The organism is Gephyromycinifex aptenodytis (assembly GCF_012277275.1).
GTDB lineage: Bacteria > Actinomycetota > Actinomycetes > Actinomycetales > Dermatophilaceae > Gephyromycinifex > Gephyromycinifex aptenodytis.
This window is the reverse complement of record NZ_CP051155.1, coordinates 2,839,044-2,857,595: the sequence shown is the minus strand read 5'-3', so window position 1 is coordinate 2,857,595 and position 18,552 is coordinate 2,839,044. Positions and strand designations below refer to the sequence as shown.

General features: G+C 68.2%; 19 protein-coding genes. All 19 read right to left on the bottom strand.

Translation table 11 applies throughout. The features are described 5' to 3' along the window. Positions 1–61 precede the first annotated feature (61 nt). The 19 genes from ccsB to G9V96_RS12225 all read right to left on the bottom strand — a co-directional run bounded on the left by ccsB (position 62) and on the right by G9V96_RS12225 (position 18,529). Positions 62–1,069 carry a c-type cytochrome biogenesis protein CcsB gene (gene ccsB / locus G9V96_RS12315; RefSeq protein WP_168583287.1) on the bottom strand — a complete coding sequence of 336 codons (1,008 nt, stop codon included), beginning with the start codon at positions 1,067–1,069 and terminating at the stop codon, positions 62–64. Continuing rightward, the gene (gene resB / locus G9V96_RS12310) at positions 1,066–2,712 is read right to left on the bottom strand and encodes a cytochrome c biogenesis protein ResB (protein WP_168583286.1); all 1,647 of its coding nucleotides are present in this window, start codon (positions 2,710–2,712) and stop codon (positions 1,066–1,068) included. The genes ccsB and resB overlap by 4 nt, the downstream gene beginning before the upstream one ends. Continuing rightward, a complete protein-coding gene (locus G9V96_RS12305) occupies positions 2,709–3,479 on the bottom strand; it encodes a cytochrome c biogenesis CcdA family protein (protein ID WP_226913309.1) in 771 nt (256 codons plus the stop codon). The genes resB and G9V96_RS12305 overlap by 4 nt, the downstream gene beginning before the upstream one ends. Further along, positions 3,472–4,152 carry a TlpA family protein disulfide reductase gene (locus G9V96_RS12300; RefSeq protein WP_226913308.1) on the bottom strand — a complete coding sequence of 227 codons (681 nt, stop codon included), beginning with the start codon at positions 4,150–4,152 and terminating at the stop codon, positions 3,472–3,474. The genes G9V96_RS12305 and G9V96_RS12300 overlap by 8 nt, the downstream gene beginning before the upstream one ends. After that, positions 4,097–4,735, bottom strand: a complete 639-nt coding sequence (locus G9V96_RS12295; RefSeq protein ID WP_168583284.1) for a histidine phosphatase family protein — start codon at positions 4,733–4,735, stop codon at positions 4,097–4,099. The genes G9V96_RS12300 and G9V96_RS12295 overlap by 56 nt, the downstream gene beginning before the upstream one ends. After that, positions 4,732–6,069: a glutamate-1-semialdehyde 2,1-aminomutase gene (hemL, locus tag G9V96_RS12290; RefSeq protein ID WP_168583283.1), complete on the bottom strand. Its 1,338-nt coding sequence runs from the start codon at positions 6,067–6,069 to the stop codon at positions 4,732–4,734. The genes G9V96_RS12295 and hemL overlap by 4 nt, the downstream gene beginning before the upstream one ends. A 22-nt stretch (positions 6,070–6,091) precedes the next feature. Further along, a complete protein-coding gene (locus G9V96_RS12285) occupies positions 6,092–6,580 on the bottom strand; it encodes a MarR family winged helix-turn-helix transcriptional regulator (RefSeq protein ID WP_168583282.1) in 489 nt (162 codons plus the stop codon). A gap of 82 nt (positions 6,581–6,662) precedes the next feature. Continuing rightward, positions 6,663–7,667, bottom strand: a complete 1,005-nt coding sequence (gene hemB / locus G9V96_RS12280) for a porphobilinogen synthase (RefSeq protein WP_168583281.1) — start codon at positions 7,665–7,667, stop codon at positions 6,663–6,665. After that, positions 7,664–9,310, bottom strand: coding sequence for a bifunctional uroporphyrinogen-III C-methyltransferase/uroporphyrinogen-III synthase (locus G9V96_RS12275; protein WP_226913307.1), 1,647 nt, complete (start codon positions 9,308–9,310; stop codon positions 7,664–7,666). Before G9V96_RS12275 ends, hemB begins: the two co-directional genes overlap by 4 nt. After that, positions 9,307–10,311, bottom strand: a complete 1,005-nt coding sequence (gene hemC, locus G9V96_RS12270) for a hydroxymethylbilane synthase (RefSeq protein WP_168583280.1) — start codon at positions 10,309–10,311, stop codon at positions 9,307–9,309. Before hemC ends, G9V96_RS12275 begins: the two co-directional genes overlap by 4 nt. Further along, positions 10,308–11,690 carry a glutamyl-tRNA reductase gene (locus tag G9V96_RS12265; RefSeq protein ID WP_168583279.1) on the bottom strand — a complete coding sequence of 461 codons (1,383 nt, stop codon included), beginning with the start codon at positions 11,688–11,690 and terminating at the stop codon, positions 10,308–10,310. Before G9V96_RS12265 ends, hemC begins: the two co-directional genes overlap by 4 nt. A 301-nt stretch (positions 11,691–11,991) precedes the next feature. Continuing rightward, positions 11,992–12,261 (bottom strand): glutaredoxin family protein, encoded by a 270-nt coding sequence (locus tag G9V96_RS12260; RefSeq protein ID WP_168583278.1) that lies wholly within the window; start codon positions 12,259–12,261, stop codon positions 11,992–11,994. 221 nt (positions 12,262–12,482) lie between these two features. Further along, positions 12,483–13,418 (bottom strand): lysophospholipid acyltransferase family protein, encoded by a 936-nt coding sequence (locus G9V96_RS12255; RefSeq protein ID WP_226913306.1) that lies wholly within the window; start codon positions 13,416–13,418, stop codon positions 12,483–12,485. Beyond that, the gene (locus tag G9V96_RS12250) at positions 13,415–14,485 is read right to left on the bottom strand and encodes an NAD-dependent epimerase/dehydratase family protein (protein WP_168583277.1); all 1,071 of its coding nucleotides are present in this window, start codon (positions 14,483–14,485) and stop codon (positions 13,415–13,417) included. The genes G9V96_RS12255 and G9V96_RS12250 overlap by 4 nt, the downstream gene beginning before the upstream one ends. 93 nt (positions 14,486–14,578) lie before the next feature. Further along, a complete protein-coding gene (locus tag G9V96_RS12245) occupies positions 14,579–14,677 on the bottom strand; it encodes a 30S ribosomal protein bS22 (RefSeq protein ID WP_003792170.1) in 99 nt (32 codons plus the stop codon). A gap of 163 nt (positions 14,678–14,840) precedes the next feature. Continuing rightward, positions 14,841–16,037, bottom strand: coding sequence for an acetoin utilization protein AcuC (locus G9V96_RS12240; RefSeq protein WP_168583276.1), 1,197 nt, complete (start codon positions 16,035–16,037; stop codon positions 14,841–14,843). A gap of 53 nt (positions 16,038–16,090) precedes the next feature. Further along, positions 16,091–16,639: a GNAT family N-acetyltransferase gene (locus tag G9V96_RS12235; protein ID WP_319643813.1), complete on the bottom strand. Its 549-nt coding sequence runs from the start codon at positions 16,637–16,639 to the stop codon at positions 16,091–16,093. A gap of 94 nt (positions 16,640–16,733) precedes the next feature. After that, a complete protein-coding gene (gene proC / locus G9V96_RS12230; protein ID WP_168583275.1) occupies positions 16,734–17,567 on the bottom strand; it encodes a pyrroline-5-carboxylate reductase in 834 nt (277 codons plus the stop codon). Between the two features lie 14 nt (positions 17,568–17,581). Next, positions 17,582–18,529 carry a proline dehydrogenase family protein gene (locus G9V96_RS12225; protein ID WP_168583274.1) on the bottom strand — a complete coding sequence of 316 codons (948 nt, stop codon included), beginning with the start codon at positions 18,527–18,529 and terminating at the stop codon, positions 17,582–17,584. Between the last annotated feature and the right edge of the window lie 23 nt (positions 18,530–18,552).

Here is an 18,552-nt window from a genome sequence, read left to right as displayed (position 1 = left end):
ACGGTGCGAGATAGCCGCACCGGCGCGGATTGGGTGCTGCGGCGCCGCCGGCGGCCGCCCATCACAGCCCCGAGTAAGAGTGCAGGCCACTGAAGTACTTGTTCACCACGGTCGTGTTGAGCAGGATGGCCACATACCCGGCTACGGCGATCCAGGCGGTGGCGCGGCGCTTCCAACCGCTGGTGGCGCGAGCATGCAGGTAGGCGGCATAGATCACCCACACGACAAAGCTCCAGGTCTCCTTCGGGTCCCAGCTCCAGTAGGTACCCCACGCTTTCTGTCCCCAGATGGCACCGGCGACGATGGTGAAGGTCCACAGCGGGAAGGCCGCAACGTGCAGTGAGTAGGAAAGCCGATCCAGGCGCGCGGCCGGTGGGAGCGCTTCCAGCCAAGTCATTCGGGCGCTTCGGCCCGCGGCGAGGGCGGTTTCCCGGCGCTCGGCCAGCATCTGCAGAACCAGCACCGCGAAAGCCACGGTGAACAGACCCACCGACAAGACCGCGATCGGGACGTGGATGGCCAGCCAGTAGTCCTGCAGCGCCGGCCCCACCTCGGTGGCTGCGGTGTACCAGGAGGTGACGGCCAGCCCCAGGACGAGCAGACTCGGGGTGACGATGAACAACCCGAGCCACCGCAGCGGCCGACGCAACGCGACCGCGAGGTAGACCCCGAGGGTGGCGATCACGCCGCCGATGGCGAACTCGTACAGGTTGGCGATCGGTGCGCGCATCACGACCAGCCCGCGCAAGACCAGCGAGGCCAGCAGCAGCAAGAAGGCCAGCCAGGTCAGACTCATACCGATGCCACCGGCCCTCGCGCCAGCTGCGGGCGCGCCCGTCTCTTCCACCGCCGACGAGCCGGTGGGCCGCGCAGCCTTGCGAGCACCGGCACCAGCAGCACCAGCGGTCACTCCGGCCAGCTCACGCTCGCGCAGCTGGGCCCGCACAGTGCTGCGTTGGCCGGCGACACCAGCGATGTGCAGCGCGAAGGCGAGCATCGCAAGACCGAGTACAGCCATACCTGTGTAGAGGGCGAGGATCGAGTACTGAGCCAGGGCCGCAGCCGTCATGACGATTCCGTTCCGAAGGGGTCGTATGTCCCCGATGATAAGTGCGTTTCCTGACCGTCTCCGGGCGGCGCCGGGGAGTTCAGCCGATCCCTGAGGTTCTCTTCCAACTCAGCAAGCAGATCGGGCAGGGCAGCATCTTCGCGTTGCGCCAGCCCGCCCAGGACCAGGCGCGAGCCCCCGGCGCTGAGCGGGGTTATCCGGGCGAAGACGCGCCGCCGAGGAATCAGCAGCGAAGCCAGCAATCCCAGAATCATCACCAGGGCAGAGGCGAGGGCGAACGGTTTGGCCGGGTCGTACCGGGTGGACACTCCCGCCCATCGATCCACCCCGTCGAAGGTCACCGACCCTCGCCCTTGCGGCAACTGCACGGTCATCCCCGGCGTCAGGCGCAACTCGAACTGGTTCTCGGCGCCACCCACCGGCCGCATCCCATCGGTACGCAGTTCGTAGACCGATTGCGGTTCGCCGTCGGGGAACAGCGTCCCCTCCCACGCCTTCAACAGCAGTGTCGGGGCGCCCAGATCAGGGAAGGCCGATTCCAGTTCTTCGGCCCGACCCTCCTGCGGGGCATAGGCCGTGGGCAGGAAGACACCGGCAAAGCCGAGCTGCGTGCGCGCGGCCGACACCTTCACCGCGCCGGTCGAACGGTAGTTGCCGTCCTGGGGCAGGAACGGGGTGGCTTGGGAGTACAGAACCTTGCCGGCCGCGTCCCGCACTGTGATCCGAGGGGCGTAACCGTTACCGAGCAGGTACACCTCGGCGCCGCGGAAGTGCAGCGGACCGTTGACCGACAACGTCCGCTTCTGCGGCGCCTCCCCCGGGCCATCAGTGGTGGTGGTGGCTACCTGGAAGTCCCGGGGCGCACCGAGTTGACCGCTGCCGGGGCGTTCCTCGAAGCGCACACTCATGTCGTCGATGTGCACCGAGAACGGTTGCATGGAGTCGCTGCGCGCCCACGGGCCGCCGGTGAACGTGTGGTACGCGCCGATGGTGTTCGTGAAGGATTGGCCGACCGGGACGATGACATCGCCGCGCCAGCCCACCAGGTACCCGGAGGCTAGCGCGACGACGACCGCCACCACCCCGTAGTGGAAAGCGAGGTTGCCGGCCTCACGCAGGTGACCGCACTCGGCGGCGACATCCCAGGTGCCGTGATCGTTGCCGCCGTCAGGGCGCAGCCGGTACCCGCGCCGCCGCAGCAGGCTGCGCAGCGCGCCGTCCACCTGCTCGGCGGTGGCGTCGAGCTGCACGTTTCGGTGCGATGCGAGCCGTTCCAGGTGCCGGGGCACCGCCGGCGGGCGGGCTCGCAACGCCCGCGCCAACTGGCTGGTGCGGGGCAGGATGCAGCCGACCAGGGAGATGATCAGGAGCAGGTAGATGGCCGAGAACCACACCGAGGTGTAGACGTCGAACAGTTGCAGCCGATCCAGCCACGGCCCGGAACGTGGATGCTCCTGCAAGTAGCTGACGACCTTGCCCTGGTCGATGCTGCGTTGCGGCCACACCGAGCCGGGGATGGCTGCCAAAGCGACCAACAGCAGCAACAGCAGGGCGGTGCGCATGCTCGTGAGTTGGCGCCACAGGAACCGCGCCCAGCCTCGAGCGTCCAGTCGGGGTCCGCCGATCGGCGTTGAGGTACTCACAGCGGGGTCTCGAATCGGGATACCAAACCGGTTTGGAGTGCGGCGACCAGATGCGTCCAGGCGCCGGTGAGCAGGAGCAGCCCGACCACCAGGAGCAGCAGGCCGCCGGCTATCTGCACGGCGCGGTAGTGCGCCCGCAGCCAGGCCGAGGTGTGCAGCGCTTTGGACCAGCCCGCCGCGACCAGCAGGAAGGGCGCGCCCAGGCCGAGGCAGTAGGCGATCCCGAGGATCGCCCCGCGCAGCACCAGCGCAGAGTCGCCGGCCAGGTTCGTGGCCAGCGCATAGATCACTGCGTAGGTGGGGCCGATGCAGGGTGCCCATCCCAAGCCGAAAACCACCCCGAGCAGAGGCGCTCCGGCCAGCCCGGCAGCCGGACGCCAGCGCGGTTGGAAGGTGCGCTGGCTGCCCATCCCGAGGAAGACGAAGGCCAGCACGACCACGAGGGCGCCGCCCAGGCGCATCAGCAGCTCTTGGTGCGCACGCAGCGCCGAACCCGCGGCCGTGGCCAGCAACGTCCCGGTCATGAAGACTGCGCTGAAGCCGAGGACGAACAGTAGCGCGCCGAGCACGACGCGCGAACGCCCCGGTTCGCGGTGCTGTGCCGGGTCGCTTCCAGGACGAACAGCAGCGCCGGTGACATATCCCAGGAAGCCCGGCACCAGGGGAAGCACACACGGGGAAGCGAACGAGACCAGCCCAGCAGCCAGCGCGACCAGCACTGCCAGCAGCAGATTCCCGTCTGCGATCAACCCTGCAGCGCTAATCACTCTGGGCCACGACATCATCGACCAGGCCGGCCACGGTGGCTGCGGTGGTACCACCCGAGACCCGAGCAGCGATGCGCCCCTGACGGTCCAGCACCAATGTCGTCGGCGTCGCCGTCGCCTTGCCCTGCAGCGCCAGTTGCGCGGCACCGCCGTCATCGGCCAGTGAGGGGTAGGTGACACCCTGCGCGTCAAGGAAGGCTTTCGCCGTCTCCGGGCTCTCCCGAAGGTTGATGCCCATCACCACCACCGGCTGCTTCTCGGCTTGAGCCTGAGCCCAGACCTGCTGCAGCTCAGGCATCTCCGCTACGCACGGCGGGCACCAGGAACCCCAGGTGTTGAGTACGACCACCGAGCCACGGGCGTCGGCGCTCTTCCACGGTTTGCCGTCCAACGTCGTGCCGGACAGCTCGACAGGCTCGCCGCGATCGACGGCAGCGACCTGTTCGATGGTGCCGTCACCGCTGATGTATTGGCCCTTGCCCTGGGCCCGACCCGCCACCGTGTCGCTGCCGGGTGCAGAACAGCCGGTTACGACCACGGCCAGGGCGAGCGCTCCCGCCGCCAGGCGGGCGCGCGCGGGGGAACCGAAGAAAGCGCCGTTACGGGTCATGCAGCGGTCACGCTCCGGGAACCGGCGCTGCCGCAGGCAGCAGATCGGCGGCAGGTTCGGCATAGGCGATGGCTTCGAGGTCGCCGCCGTTGTAGTGCAGCGATGTCACCGAGGCCAGGGCGCACTCCCGGTGACGAGGGTCGTGCCACAGCGGGCGACCCTCGAGGTGACGGCGCAGCGTCCACACCGGCAACTGGTGGGAGACGAGCACGATCTCGTGACCGTAGGCGAAACGGCGCGCCGCCTCTGCGGCCTGCTCCATTCGTTCGGCGATCCGCCGGTAGGGCTCGCCCCAGGAGGGCCGCAACGGGTTCACCAACAGCGGCCAGATCTGAGGGTTGCGCAGCGAGGCCCAGCCGTGACCGAAACGGTGACCCTCGAAGCGGTTACCCGCCTCCAGCAGCCGGTCATCGACCCGCACCGGCATCGAGTGCGCTCGGGCGATCGGGGCGGCGGTCTCCTGGGCGCGTTCCAGTGAGGAAGCGACCACGGCAGCGATGTCGTGCCCCTCGAAGTGCTCACCGAGGCGGTCAGCCATCGCCCGGCCCACCTGCGAGAGGTGGTAATCCGGTAGGCGACCGTAAAGGATGCGTCGGGGGTTCTCGACCTCGCCGTGACGCACCACGTGGACGATCGTGCGGCTCATCGGGTCATCCTGTCACGGGCCTGGGCTGCAGCCGAAGCGGCGGCGGGCAACGCGGCGATGATGTGCTCGATAGCCTCGTCGTCGTGCGCGGCGCTGACGAACCAGGACTCGAACGCGCTCGGCGGCAGGTGCACCCCCGCATCCAGCATGGCGTGGAAGAACGCCGCGAAGGCCGGCAGGTCTTGGCTGCGGGCGTCGTCGTAGTTGAGCACGCGGGAGTTCTCGGTGAAGAAGACGCTGAACATGCTGCTTGCCCACTGGATCACGTGCGGCACGCCGGCCGCGTCGAGGGCTTCGTGGGCCGCTCCGGCGATGCGTTGCGCTGTGGCGAGCAGCTGGGAGTAGACCTGCGGGGTGCAACCCTGCAAGGTCGCAAGTCCGGCCGCGGTAGCGATGGGGTTCCCGGCCAGGGTGCCGGCCTGGTAGACCGGCCCGAGCGGCGCGAGCTGTGACATCAGGTCGGCCCGTCCACCGAAGGCGGCGGCCGGGAATCCGCCACCCATCACCTTGCCGAAGGTGAACAGGTCCGGCGCCCCCGACTCGGGGATCCCCTCATAGCCCAACCAACCCGCTCGGCTGCACCGGAAGCCGGTCATGACCTCATCGGAGATGAGCAGCGCGCCGTGGCGTGCAGTGAGCGTGCGCATCGCCTCGGTGAAGCCGGGCTGGGGTGGGACGACGCCCATGTTGCCGGGCGAGGCCTCGGTGATCAGGGCCGCGATCTCATCGCCGTGTTCGGCGAAGGCCGCTTCCAGGGCCGGCACGTCGTTGTACGGCAGCACGATGGTCTCGCCTGCGGCCGAGGCCGGAACCCCGGCTGAATCGGGCAGTGCGAAGGTGGCGACACCGCTACCGGCGTGCGCCAGCAAGGCGTCGACATGGCCGTGGTAGCAACCGGCGAACTTGACGATCTTGCTTCGCCCGGTGGCACCTCGGGCCAGCCGCACCGCGCTCATCGTTGCTTCGGTGCCGCTACTGACCAGGCGCACCTGCTCGACCGGTTCGACGCGCGAGACGATCTCTTCGGCCAACAGCACCTCGTTCTCGCTGGGGGTGCCGAAGCTGAACCCGCGAGTGGCGGCGTCCTGCACCGCAGCCATCACCTGCGGGTGGGCGTGTCCTAGGATCATCGGTCCCCACGATCCGATCAGGTCCACGTAAGTGCGGCCGTCGACATCTGTCAGCCAGGCGCCGTGCGCTTCGCGGATGAAGCGGGGCGTCCCGCCGACGGCTCGGAAGGCTCGGACGGGGCTGTTCACACCACCGGGAGTCACCGCGAGGGCTCGGTCTAGGAGGTGCTCAGAAGCGGGGGCAGCTGGGTTGCTCGACGTCATAGCCCCATCATGTCCCAGAGGATCACCTGATCTCTTCCTGGGCCTCGTGCGCCCCGATGCCCAGGATGCCCAAACGGATGGCGTTCATCGCCTCGGCGAACTGCACGAACTGCTGTTCGTCCAGGTGAGCCAGCAGGTGGGTGCGCACACTCTGGACGTGAACCGGCGCCAGGCGCCGCAACGCGGCAAGTCCGTCATCGGTCAGCCACAGCTCCACCCCGCGACGATCTTCGTGGACCGGGCGGCGTTCCACCCAGCCCCGCTTCTCCAATCGCGTCGCCGTATGGGTGAGTCGACTACGCGAGGTGACGATGAGGTCGGCCAGGGCGGACATCCGCAGGTGCCCGTCGGATTCGGACAGCATCGCCAGAATCTCGTACTCCGACAGTTGCGCCCCGTGTGCCTGCAGGTCGTGGTCGAGCGCCTGGTCGAGCAGGCGCCCACCGCGAAGGTAGGCACGCCAACCCCATTGCTCGTGCGGAGCGAGCCAGCGCACTTCTGCCTCACTCATGCCCGTTCCCGTCCGCAACCCGCACCTCGGACTGCTCCGCGCTCACCCTAGCGGCGGGATGAGGAGCAAACGAGAGACGTTTTCAGGCGAGTTTCTGGGCGACTTCGAGCGCGTAGTAGGTCAGAATCGAGCCGGCACCGGCGCGCCGGATCGAGGTGAGCGTCTCCAGGACAACCCGGTCCCGGTCGATCCACCCGTTGGCGGCAGCCGCTTCGATCTGGGCGTACTCCCCCGAGACCTGGTACGCGCTGACCGGCACGTCCACCTGCTCGGTGACGGCGCGGATCACGTCGAGGTAGGGCAGCGCCGGTTTGACCATGACGATGTCAGCGCCCTGTTCCACGTCCAGACGTACCTCGCGCAGGGACTCGGTGAGGTTGGCCGGGTCCTGCTGGTAGGTCGAGCGGTCCCCTTCCAGGGTCGACTCGACAGCTTCACGGAAGGGACCGTAAAAGCCGGAGGCGTACTTGGCCGCGTACGCCAGAATTGCCACGTCCGAATAGCCGTCGCCGTCCAGGGCATCACGGATGACGCCGACCTGGCCGTCCATCATCCCGGAGGGCCCCACCACGTGCGCGCCCGCCCGTGCCTGAGCCACGCCCATCTGCGCGTACCGCTCCAAGGTGGCGTCGTTGTCGACGATGACCTGGCTGCCCGAGCCTCGCTCCAGCGTGGTCAACACACCGCAGTGGCCATGGTCGGTGAACTCATCCAGGCACAGGTCGGCCATCACCAGCAGGTCGTCGCCGACCGCCTCGCGCACCCGCGACAGCGCCACGTTCAGCACGCCGTCGGGATCGGTCGCACCGCTACCTACCGCGTCGCGGCTGGTAGGCACACCGAAGAGCATGATGCCGCCGAGCCCGGCCGAGGCGGCCTGGCGGGCGACCTCGACGATGCCCTGCGGGGTGTGTTGCAACACGCCCGGCATCGAGGAGATCGGGACCGGCTGATCCGCACCCTCTTTGACGAAGACCGGCAGGATCAGCTCGCCCGGGTGCAGACGGGTCTGCGCGACCAACCGGCGCATCGCAGCGTTCGAGCGAAGACGGCGGGGGCGGTGTCGTCCGGCGGAGTAGATGCTCATCGGGCCCTCCTGCGACTGGCCGGTCGCCGATCACTGGGACGTTGCACGTCTTCGCCGGCTTCGGCGGCTGCGGCGCGCAACTGCTGGCCGTAGTCGGCGAGGGCTTCCACCAGCGCCGGGCCGGAGGCTTCCTCGGCCAGAACCGAGACGACCAGTCCGTGTTCCTCGGCCGTCTTGGCGGTGGCAGGCCCGATGCAGGCCACGACGGTGGTGGGGTGCGGCTTGCCGGCGATCCCGACCAGGTTGCGCACCGTGGAGGATGAGGTGAACAGCACCGCATCGTAGGCGCCCTGCTTGATGGCTTCGCGGATCTTTGCGGCCGGGGGTGCCGCGCGCACGGTGCGGTAGGCCGTCACGTCGTCGACCTCCCAGCCCATCTCCTGCAGGCCGGCCACCAGAGTGTCAGTGGCGATGTCGGCCCGCGGCAGGAAGACACCGTTGATGGGGTCCAGGACCTCGTCGTAAGGCGGCCACACCTCCAGCAGGCCCTGGGCGGACTGTTCTCCGGTGGGAACCAGGTCGGGCTCCAGCCCGGCCTCACGCAGAGCGGCAGCGGTGGCGCCGCCGACGGCAGCGATCTTCAACCCGGCGAAAGCCCGCACGTCCAGGCCGATCTCGGTGAGGCGCTCACGAACGGCGCGCACCGCGTTGACCGAGGTGAAACCCACCCACTCGTAGCGACCAGTGACCAAGCCCTTGATTGCGCGTTGCATCTGCTGCGGGGTACGCGGCGGTTCGACACTGATGGTCGGGACGACCTCACCGGTGGCGCCGAAGTCGGAAAGGCGCTCCAGCATCGGCCCGGCCTGGTCCTTGGTGCGCGGCACGAGCACCCGCCAACCGAACAGCGGCTTGGTCTCATACCAGGAGAGTTCGTCCCGCAGCGGGACGGTGGCACCCACCACGGCCAGCGAGGCGCTGTCCACCTCGCCGCTGCGCAGCAGATCCGAGGCGGCGCCCAGAGTGGTCTCGGTGGTTCGTTGCTGCACGGTCGTGCCGTGCTCGGACAGGGCGACCGGGGTCTCTTCGGCCCGGCCCGCAGCCAGCAGCCGCTCCAGGCCGTCGGCAAGGGCAGGGCTGTCGCCGATGACCACGACAGTGGTGGCAGCGGAGATCCCGCCGGTCCAGTCGGCTTCGCGCGAACCGGCATCCACGATGTGCACCGAGGTCGAATCCCGCGAGGTCAGCGGAATCCCAGCGTAAGCGGCGACGCCGGTGGCGGTGCTGACGCCGGGAACGATCTCGGTGGCGTGGCCGGCCTTGCGGCAGGCGGCAAGCTCGGCGGCCAGGCCGTGGAAGCTGGCGGGGTCGCCGCTCATCAAACGCACCAGCAGACCGCAGGTGCTCCCCTTGGGCTTGACCTGTTTGGCGGCACGCGCCACAAGTTTGGCCCACGAGGCGTGCGTCAGCGGGCTGCCGGGGTCGCCGTGGCTGGCATCGATGATGCTCACTCCGGGGCGGCCGTGCCGTTCGACGAGTTCCTGGGCTGCGGCCGAATCGATGACCACGCAGTCTGCGGCGGCGAGCAACTCACGCGCCCGCATGGTGAGGAGCCCGGGGTCGCCCGGGCCGGCGCCGACGAACGCCACGCGGGTAGCCGAGGGCGCCGCGGGCGGGTTGGCGGGAGTTCCGGAATTACTCACGGGTGGTGCTCCTGGTGTGTCTGCGCATGAGCGTTTGCGTCATCGCGTCTGGTGCCGCCGGTGGTGCGCGGCGGGAGGTGGGATGGCCCTTGGGGAGAACGTCCGGCGTCGCCTAGACGATCCGCTCCGGCGGCGATCATGCGCCGTGCCAGAGCCTGCCCAACCGCTGCGGGATCCGCAGCTGGGCCGTGAGCGCTCAATCGGATTCCCGAGTCGTCCTGCACGCCTCCGATGAATCCTTCGAGTTCGATCTGTTCGCCGACGGTGGCGTAGGCCCCGATAGGCGCGGTGCAGCCGGCTTCCAGGTACCCCAGCAGGGCCCGTTCTGCCGAGACCGCCGCCCGGGTAGTGGCGTCGTCCAACGCGGCCAGCACGCCGCGCATCCGTTCGTCGTCCTCGCGACATTCCACCGCGAGCGCGCCCTGGCCGGCGGCGGGCAACATGATCGCCAGGTCGATGTATTCGCTGATGTCGCGCTCGCGCCCCAACCGGCGCAGGCCGGCCCCAGCCAGAATGACGGCGTCCAGGGGTCCCTCGACGACCTGGGCGATACGCCGTTCCACGTTGCCGCGGATCGGGTGAATCTGCAGGTCTGGGCGGGCCCGGTGCAGTTGGGCCGCTCGTCGCGGCGAGCCGGTGCCTACCTTCGCCCCGGCGGGCAGGTCGGCCAGGGTGCGGCCCTGGCTCGTCACCAGGACGTCTCGCGGGTCTTCCCGGGGCGGGATGGCGGCGATGACCAGCCCTGGCTCGGGCGCGACCGGGAGGTCCTTGAGGGAGTGTACGGCGAAGTCCACCTCACCGGCGCGCAGCGCGGCCCGCAGGGCCGAAGCGAACACACCGGTGCCACCGATCTGGGTCAGCGGGGCGAGGTTGACGTCGCCCTCGGTGACGACCTCGGCCAGCTTCACCTCGTGACCGCGAGTGCGCAACAGGTCCGCCACCCAATCGGATTGGGTGGTGGCCAGGTTGCTACGGCGAGTGCCTAGACGCAGTGCGTTCATGCCAGCCCACCTCCAGCGGGAGGCCGGGAAACCGTGGCCACATCATGGTGATCGAGGTCGAACAGTTCCCGCAACGCCTGGGTGTAGTCCCCGGCCTGGCCCGACCCGGCGAGCTCTTTGACCCGCACCGTCGGGGTGTGCAGCAGCTTTTCCACGACCCGGTGCACGCTGCGGTGGACCTCTGCGCGTTGCGTCGTGCTCAGCTCAGGCAACCGCGCATCGAGACGGCTCAGTTCGGCGGTCATGACCTCACTGGCCACTGCTCGCAGCGCGGCCACGGTCGGCCCTACCGCAACTTGACGACGATTCGCCAGGAAGGCCGCTACCTCACCGACGATGAGGTCCTGGACCTGGCGCAAGGCTTCAGCGCCACGGGCTGCATCGCGCGCGTGGTCGATGTCCCCCTCCCCCACGTCTTTGGCGCCGTCGCGACGAACACCCAGCCGCGGGTGGGCGCGCAGATACTCCCCGAGGTCTTCCAGCCCCACGACCAAGGCGCCGGGCAGTTCAGCGACGCCGGGAGCGACGTCACGCGGCAGGGCGAGGTCGATGAAGGCGGCGGGGGCGTTGTTGCGCCAGGCTTGGGAGTCGGCCACGAGGTCGACGTCCAAGACGTGACCCAACGCGCCCGTGCAGGAGAGGATGATGTCGCTGTTGCGCAGCGCTTCGGGCAGCTGCGACCAGTCGCGGGCGGTGGCTCCGGTGGCTGCGGCCAGACGTTCAGTGCGGGCGGCCGTGCGGTTGACGACGTCTAGGGCTGCCACCCCGTGCCGGGCCGCAGTGGTGGCCACCAACGAACTCATGGCGCCTGCGCCGACAACGAGCACCCGCGCGTTCTCCAGCGGCCCCACGTGTTCAGCAGCACGCCGCAGGGAGATCTCCACCAAGGAGGCGCTGTAGCGGTCCAGATCGGTCTCAGAGTGAGCTCGTTTACCGACCCGCAGCGCGTGTTGGACCAGCGAGTTCAGTACAGAACCGACCTCACCGGCCTGCTGCCCGCGGGCCAGGGCGTCGCGCAACTGGCCCAGGATCTGGGCCTCACCCACCGCCATCGCGTCCAAGCCGCACGCAACGGTGAAGGCGTGCGCAATCGCCCGATCCTCGTAGTGCACGTACAGGTGCTCGTTCAAGATTTCTCGGTCGATGCCGGTCACTGTGGCGATGGCTTCGCCGATCTCAGCGATGCCGCCGTGGAACGTGGACGCTGAGGCGTAGACCTCCAGGCGGTTGCAGGTCGCCAAGAGCAGAACTTCGTCGACGTTTTCCCCAGCCATGACCTGCTGGGTGAGCGCAGCGGCGCCGAACTGATCGAGAGCGGCCGACTCCAGCAAGCTCATCGGGGCGCTTCGATGCGACAGTCCCATGACGATGACGCTCATGCGACCACCCCCCATTCCTTCGCTTCCCGAGGGCCTCTACGATGAATGCATACGGCCATTTCATGCCTTTCCCGCTCACGCGGTAGGCGGAGTGACCGTATTCCGGCAGACGATCCGCTCATTGGTGCGGCATCGGCGGACAACGGCAGTCACCGGCTCCTAGTCGTGGCTGACGGGCCCTTGTGGGGTCCGGCTGTGGGCTGAAGTTCACCATAGTTCTTCACGGGACTTACCGACAAAAATGCCCGCTCAGGGTTTGGGCATCCCGCGCCGCTCCCCCCGCACCCCAGGGTCTGCCCAGTCACACGGCGGATGAAGCCAATCGAGCTTCCAAGTCGGCACGGAGCCGACGTTCGCTCACGCGCCAATAGTCGTGAACCTCACCATCGATGAGGGTCACCGGGATCTGCTCCCACCACATGGGGTTGGGATCCTCGATGTCGGGCAGCGATTTCTCTTCCCACGGCACCTTCAGGTCTTCGCTCACTCGGGTGACGACATCACGCGCCAACCTGCACAGGTGGCACCCGGGCTTGGTGATCAACGTGATGGTCGGTGTGGCCTTGTCCATTAGGCCACTGTATGACGCCCGTCCATGTGCTCCCAGCGCCGTTGCGTGCGCGTGGCGAACCGAGCCTGCTATCGACTCCCCTTAGCGGGCCACAGCGGTAGCCGACGAGCGGCCCGCCCGGACACGCAACGGGCAGAGCGCACACCGACATTGGCGACCGCTTTCCCGCTGGGTCCGGTCGCGGGCAAGCCGCCCCGGCGTTGCCGCTGAATTGGTGTGGTCTAGAACGCCGAACCGCGCGCCGCGAGCAGGACATGCAGCGTGCGCTGAATGGTCTCGCGAACTTCATCCGTGAGGGCGAAGACGGCCATCGGGTCTTCGGCGGCATCGGGGCCGAGGTGGCTGGTGCAGATCGGCGCGCCGAAGTCGATGATCCACTTGCTGGGCAGCGGGATCAGCCCCAACAGGCCCAGGTGCGGCCAGGTCGGGGTGATCGGGAAGTAGGGCAGCCCGAGCAGCCGGGCCAACGCCGGGACGTCCGCCAGCATCGGGTAGGCCTCTTCGGCTCCCACGATGGAGCACGGGATGATGGGCACGCCCGTGCGCAGCGCGGTGGCCACGAAGCCTCCCCGCCCGAAACGCTGCAGGCGATAGCGCTCCGAGAAGTGTTTGCCGACCCCTTTGAAGCCCTCCGGCCAGACCCCGACGACCTCGCCGGCTTCCAGTAGTCGCTGAGCGTCGAGTTGCCCGGCCAGGGTGGAACCGGTCCGCCGTGCCAGGTCGCCCACCACCGGGGTGGAGAAGACGAGGTCGGCAGCCAGCATGCGCAGGAAGCGGCGCTGGGGGTGCGCGTCGTGTACCGCCACCTGGGTCATCAACGAGTCCAGCGCGATCGTCCCGGAGTGGTTGGAGACGATGAGCGCCCCTCCCTCGGCGGGGATGTTCTCGATGCCGCGTACCTCGACCCGGAACCAGCGCCTAAAAAGCGGGCGCAGCAGCGGCAGGTACACACAGCGGGTGAACTCGGCGTCGAAACCGAAGTCGTCCACGACGAAGTCGCCGGTGATTCGACCCCGCAGGAAGGCCAGCGTGGCAGCGACAGCGGGCTCGACCTCGTCCTCGTCCATCCCGACGGTGCGCGCTGCCAGCCGCAGCGCCTCCACCAGGAGGCGCACCGCGACTTCGGGATCAAGATCGGCGGGGAGACGCTGTGTCACGACACTGCTCGCTCATCTTTGGGAGATGTTTTCTCAGTGGGGCCGGCCTCCAGTGCGCAGGTGGCAGCCGTGGCCGTCAGTTGCGTGCCGGGAATCACCCTGGACGGCGAAGGGTGTATGCCCCAGACGTCGCGGGCGTAGAGCTGCACCGTTTCTCGGGTCGAATAACGCGGGTGGTAGTGCAGCGTCTGTTTCATCCGGGTGGTGTCCAGGCATCGGCCGTACATGAGGTAGTCGATGTGCTCCCCGGACAGGTTGGACACACCTGACCATCGTGAGATGGCCCCGAGCAAACGGCCGGTCTGGGTGAACACCGGGGCATAGGGACGTCTACCAAGGCGGAGCACCTGGGAAAGCGTGAGGACCCCGTCGGCGGCCACATTGACTGTGCCCACCGGCTCACCGCTGGCCGCCGCCACCAGGGCGCCCACCGCGTCGTCCTCGTGCAGGAACTGCATCCGGGCATCGAACCCGAATGGGACCGGCACCACCGCGGAGTTCAGGTAGTCGGCCATCACCGTCTTGACGTGGGCGCCGAGGATATGGGTGAAGCGCAGCACGCTGATGCCGACGTCGCTACGACGCCGGGGCAACGCCCGCACATAGGACTCCACATCGATGGCGTCTCGGACGAAGCCGGAGCCGACGCGCGCGTTCACCGCGGCATTCTCGGTGTAGATCGCCGGGGCGTTGTGACCGGCCGGGTACACCGAACCGGTCGATTTCAAGACGACGTGACGCACACTTCGCTGCGCTTGGCACATGGCCAGCAGCTGCATCGTCCCCATGACGTTGGCCTCTTTGCGCGAGACCTGCGCGGTGCGCGATTGCCCGCCGGTGCTGAGGCTGAGGTGCACCACGATGTCCGCTTCGGATTGCGCCAGCACCCGCCCCACGATCGGGTTACGCACATCCGCGCGCACGAACTCAGCCTCGCCCAGATTGAACTCCGGGGCGATCGCGTCAATCCCGATGACCCGGTCTACATGCGGGCTCGCCGCGAGCTCCCGTGCGGTGCGCGCACCGATGTATCGGGAGACTCCGGTGACAAGGATCGTTGAGCCCATGCCGGTTCCGTTTCGTCGCAGTTCCAAGCGATGGTAAGGCCCAAATGCGAGAGCCGCGGACGCCAGCGGCTGTCCACGGCTCTGCGGCGTCGCTTACTTCTTGTTGCGGCGCTGGTGGCGGGTCTTGCGAAGCAATTTGCGGTGCTTCTTCTTCGCCATGCGCTTACGGCGCTTCTTGATGACAGAGCCCATACGTGTCCTTCGATCACACCGGCATCCGGTGAAGTTTGCGACAACGTTCAGAGCCTGCACGGCTCCTGACGTCTTACCGCCTGGTCAACAACTTCGGCTGAGCTTACTCTTTTGCGCCCGCCTCCCCCAAACGGAGAGGGTTCACGACGTAGGCCGAAGCCAGCTAATCGAACCACACGTCGAGGCCGTGGTGGCTGAAAGTTGTCTCCCTGGTCTTCATGACGGCACGGTCGACGGCGTTCTCCGGGTCGTAGCCCACCTCCCAGGAGCGCCACCAGATGCGTCCGTCCTCGGAAGTGCCATCGCCCATGATCGGCGGCGGCGATTCCCCAAACCGGGCAGCCACGTCATCCATCCACACCTTGGGCACGTCGGCAGTCAATCCGATGGGCCGGTGCAGCGCTACCGCCACCAGGTGGGTCCAGGTGCGGGGCACGACACCGACGACCTCGTAGCCGCCGCCGCCGAGCGCGACCCACTTGCCGTCGCACAACTCGTGGGACAGGTCGTGCAGCGTCTCAGCGACGATGCGCTGGGCGTCCACCGACACCGACAGGTGCGCCAGCGGGTCGCTGAAGTGGGAGTCGGCGCCGTGCTGGGTGATGAGGATCTGCGGCCGGAAGGCGCGCAGGATCGAGGGGACGACTGCGTGAAAGCTGCGCAGCCACGGCGCGTCCCCCACCCCGGGCGGCAGCGCGATGTTGACCGCTGAACCCTGCGCCTGCGGCCCACCGATATCGCCGGGAAAGCCGGTGCCGGGGAAAAGCACCGTTCCAGTCTCATGGATCGACATCGTGAGCACTCGCGGGTCGTTCCAGAACATCCGCTCGACGCCGTCACCGTGGTGGGCGTCGACGTCGATGTAGGCCACCCGCTCCACGCCGTTCTCCAGCAGCCAGTCGATGGCCACACCCGCGTCGTTGTAGATACAGAAGCCCGCCGCAGTGTTGGGCATCGCATGGTGAAGACCACCGGTGAAGTTCACGCCGTGTTTGGCGTCGCCGCGCCAGACCGCTTCAGCCAAGTGACGGGTACCCTCGGCGATCCGGGCGCTCACGTCGTGGATGCCGCGGAAGGCAGGGTCGTCTTCGGTGCCGAGCCCGAACTTCTGCGAGGCTCGCGTCGGGTCCAGGGAAGCTTCTCGGACCGCCTCGATGTAAGCCGCGGAGTGCACCCGCAGCAGGGTCTGGTCTGGCGGCAACTCGGGCGCTACCACTTCAGCGTCGCCGTCGTCGAACAGACCGAATGCCCGGCACAACCGGGCGGTCAGATCGAGCCGCACGGGATTCATCGGATGTCCCTCACCGAAGTTGTAGCCGGTGAAGCTTTCATCCCAAATGATGCGCGCCTGTGTCGCCATGAGGGAACGGTAGCCGCCCAACGCCTCGCGTCTGGCTTAAGGCGCCCGACGAATTACCGCCTGCGCCGCCCCGGTAGCGGCGCCGCAGGCGGATCTGACCGTTCAGCGGCGAAGCGCCAACACCATGGCGAGTTCCTCATCGGGCTCGCCGTCGGCGTTCTCCTGCTCGCGGCGGTACTCGGTGGGCCGGAAACCGTAGCTGCTGGCGAACGCAACCGCGCGGGCGTTGTCGGTGCCACCCAGTAGACCAACTGGCTGCGGCCATGCTTCTCCGCAGCGTCAGAGGCGGCGACGACGAGCTTGGCTGCGACGCCGGAACCGCGCAGTGCCGGCTCGACCCACAAGCCGAACAGTTCGGCCGCGCCCTCGAACAATGTCTCGCTCTCCCGCAGGGAGGCGATGCCGACCGGGGAGCCGTCCTGCTCAGCCAATAGACGGAACGAGCGGCGCATACGCGCGCGCCACAGCTTCTCGTCGAATTCGTTCTCCGTCTCGTAATTGGCGACGAAGGCTTCGGGTGAGTCCCGAAGGGACTTCAGTCGAAACTCTCGGTACTGCTCCCACTCGTCTTCGGACAGGACACGCACAGTGATCTCCGACACCGAATTTCCTCTCTCGTCACACCGAACTCATCCCACCCAAACAGGCGGCCTCAACAGTAACAGCGACGCTACACACTCTGATCAGTTGCTTGGGTCACGCAGGCGAGCCCATCCGCGCCGAGGCCGCGGCTGAGGCCGAGACCGCAGCCCCCAGCCCCGCCCGTACGCCCGCCCGGTCCAGTTCCCGCAGCCCCGCCGCAGTCGTGCCACCGGGGCTGGTGACCTGCTCGCGCAGCAAGCTGGGGTGAGTGTCACTTTGGCGCAGCATGGTCGCGGCGCCGTAGAGGGTCTGCACCGCCAATTCGGTGGCCACCGGGCGCGGCAACCCCTCGAGCACGCCAGCCTCGATGAGCGCCTCGGCCACGTGGAAGACATATGCCGGACCGGAGCCGGACAGGCCGGTCGCCGCGTTTTGCAGCTTCTCCGGGATCACCTGCACCCGGCCGCAGGCCGAGAGCAACTCGCACACCTGGTCCACAACCTCCTGCGGCCACTGCGGGCTGGGGCTGAGCGCGAAGGCACCCTCCCCCACCAGCGCTGGGGTGTTGGGCATGACGCGCACCAGCGCCCGGCCCTGATCGACGTGCTCACTCAGCGTGGCCAGGGGCACCCCCGCGGCCAGCGAGACCACCACGGCCTGGGGCGCAGCCTCGGCGAGCGCCTCACGAACCTCGTCCAACACCGCAGGAACATCGCCCGGCTTGACCGCCACGATGATCACACCGGCACCGCGCACCGCCGCCGCGTTCTCTCGAACCTCCACCCCGGCTTCCTCCCACCGGGAGACAGCCTCCGGGTCCAGGGTGCTCACTCGGGCACGTTCGGTCGGCAGACCGGCAGCCAGCAGGCCGTTCAGGACCGCCGAACCCATCACTCCGGCGCCGAGAACGGCGACCTCCTTGTCGAATCCAGACAGGTCAACGCTCATCGTGGGTCCTTTCGTCAGCGGGATGTAGAAGCTCGGGCCAGCGCGATCATCTCGCTGGGTGAATCAGCCACCCGACGCAGGATGTAGGGGTACCACTCTTCGCCGAAGGGCACGTAGACCCGCAGCCGGTCGCCCCGATCGCACAGCACAGCCTGCATCTCGGGGTGAACCCCATAGCGCAGCTGGTATTCCAGGTTCGAGCTGTCCCGGCCGTTGCGTCTGGCCAGGGTCTGGGCGATCTCCAGCAGTCGTTCGTCGTGGGTGGCCACCGCCACCGGGTCGGGGCCGGCAAGCAGCGTCCGCAAGCAGCGCACATACGCCAGGTCCACATCGTGGCGCCCGGCGTAGACGGCCGGATCAGGCGCGGCGGCTCCCTTGGTCAACCGGACCCGGGCCCCCGTCCCGACCAGGTCCCGGCAGTCTTGCTCGGTGCGCAGCAGGCAGGCCTGCAGGCTGATGCCGGTGTCCGGGAAGTCTTCTCGTAGCTGGTGCACGGCCGCGATGGTCGTCTCGACGGGGACATCGCGTTCAGCTTCCAGGGTGAGGCTCACCTGGGCGGCAGCGGCAGCTTCGGCCAGGGACCGCATGTGCTCCAGAGCCAGCGCCGGCCCGCTGGGCCCCATCGCTCCACCCAGGGCAGACAGGCGAACGCTCACGTCGGCGCGGCCCTGCCCGGTGAGCCCGGCATCGCCGAGCCTGCGGATGACCTTGCGAACCCGTTTGCGGCGGTCGCGGGCGGCCAGCGCGTCATGGGGATCGGAGGCGAGGTGGGTCAGGGAGACCAGGCGACCTCGGGCCACCAGCCAGGAGGCCACATCCATCGCGGAGGAAACCGACTCACCCGCGACATATCGGCGCACGATCTCGTGGCTCATCGACGGGGTTTCTACGGCTCGCCGCAACCGGGTGTCGCCGGCCATCTTCAGGAGCAGGTCTTGGGTCACGGATCTCAGCACGGGCACGTGTGTCTCCGTCTTCTCTCGTC

What these genes read in the sequence shown, in the direction of transcription:
- ccsB (WP_168583287.1), bottom strand. Translation starts at nt 1,069, where the DNA reads ATGACGGCTGCGGCCCTGGCTCAGTACTCGATCCTCGCCCTCTACACA.
- G9V96_RS12300 (WP_226913308.1), bottom strand. Translation starts at nt 4,152, where the DNA reads ATGCCGAACCTGCCGCCGATCTGCTGCCTGCGGCAGCGCCGGTTCCCG.
- G9V96_RS12295 (WP_168583284.1), bottom strand. Translation starts at nt 4,735, where the DNA reads ATGAGCCGCACGATCGTCCACGTGGTGCGTCACGGCGAGGTCGAGAAC.
- hemL (WP_168583283.1), bottom strand. Translation starts at nt 6,069, where the DNA reads ATGACGTCGAGCAACCCAGCTGCCCCCGCTTCTGAGCACCTCCTAGAC.
- G9V96_RS12285 (WP_168583282.1), bottom strand. Translation starts at nt 6,580, where the DNA reads ATGAGTGAGGCAGAAGTGCGCTGGCTCGCTCCGCACGAGCAATGGGGT.
- hemB (WP_168583281.1), bottom strand. Translation starts at nt 7,667, where the DNA reads ATGAGCATCTACTCCGCCGGACGACACCGCCCCCGCCGTCTTCGCTCG.
- hemC (WP_168583280.1), bottom strand. Translation starts at nt 10,311, where the DNA reads ATGAACGCACTGCGTCTAGGCACTCGCCGTAGCAACCTGGCCACCACC.
- G9V96_RS12265 (WP_168583279.1), bottom strand. Translation starts at nt 11,690, where the DNA reads ATGAGCGTCATCGTCATGGGACTGTCGCATCGAAGCGCCCCGATGAGC.
- G9V96_RS12260 (WP_168583278.1), bottom strand. Translation starts at nt 12,261, where the DNA reads ATGGACAAGGCCACACCGACCATCACGTTGATCACCAAGCCCGGGTGC.
- G9V96_RS12250 (WP_168583277.1), bottom strand. Translation starts at nt 14,485, where the DNA reads ATGGGCTCAACGATCCTTGTCACCGGAGTCTCCCGATACATCGGTGCG.
- G9V96_RS12245 (WP_003792170.1), bottom strand. Translation starts at nt 14,677, where the DNA reads ATGGGCTCTGTCATCAAGAAGCGCCGTAAGCGCATGGCGAAGAAGAAG.
- G9V96_RS12240 (WP_168583276.1), bottom strand. Translation starts at nt 16,037, where the DNA reads ATGGCGACACAGGCGCGCATCATTTGGGATGAAAGCTTCACCGGCTAC.
- proC (WP_168583275.1), bottom strand. Translation starts at nt 17,567, where the DNA reads ATGAGCGTTGACCTGTCTGGATTCGACAAGGAGGTCGCCGTTCTCGGC.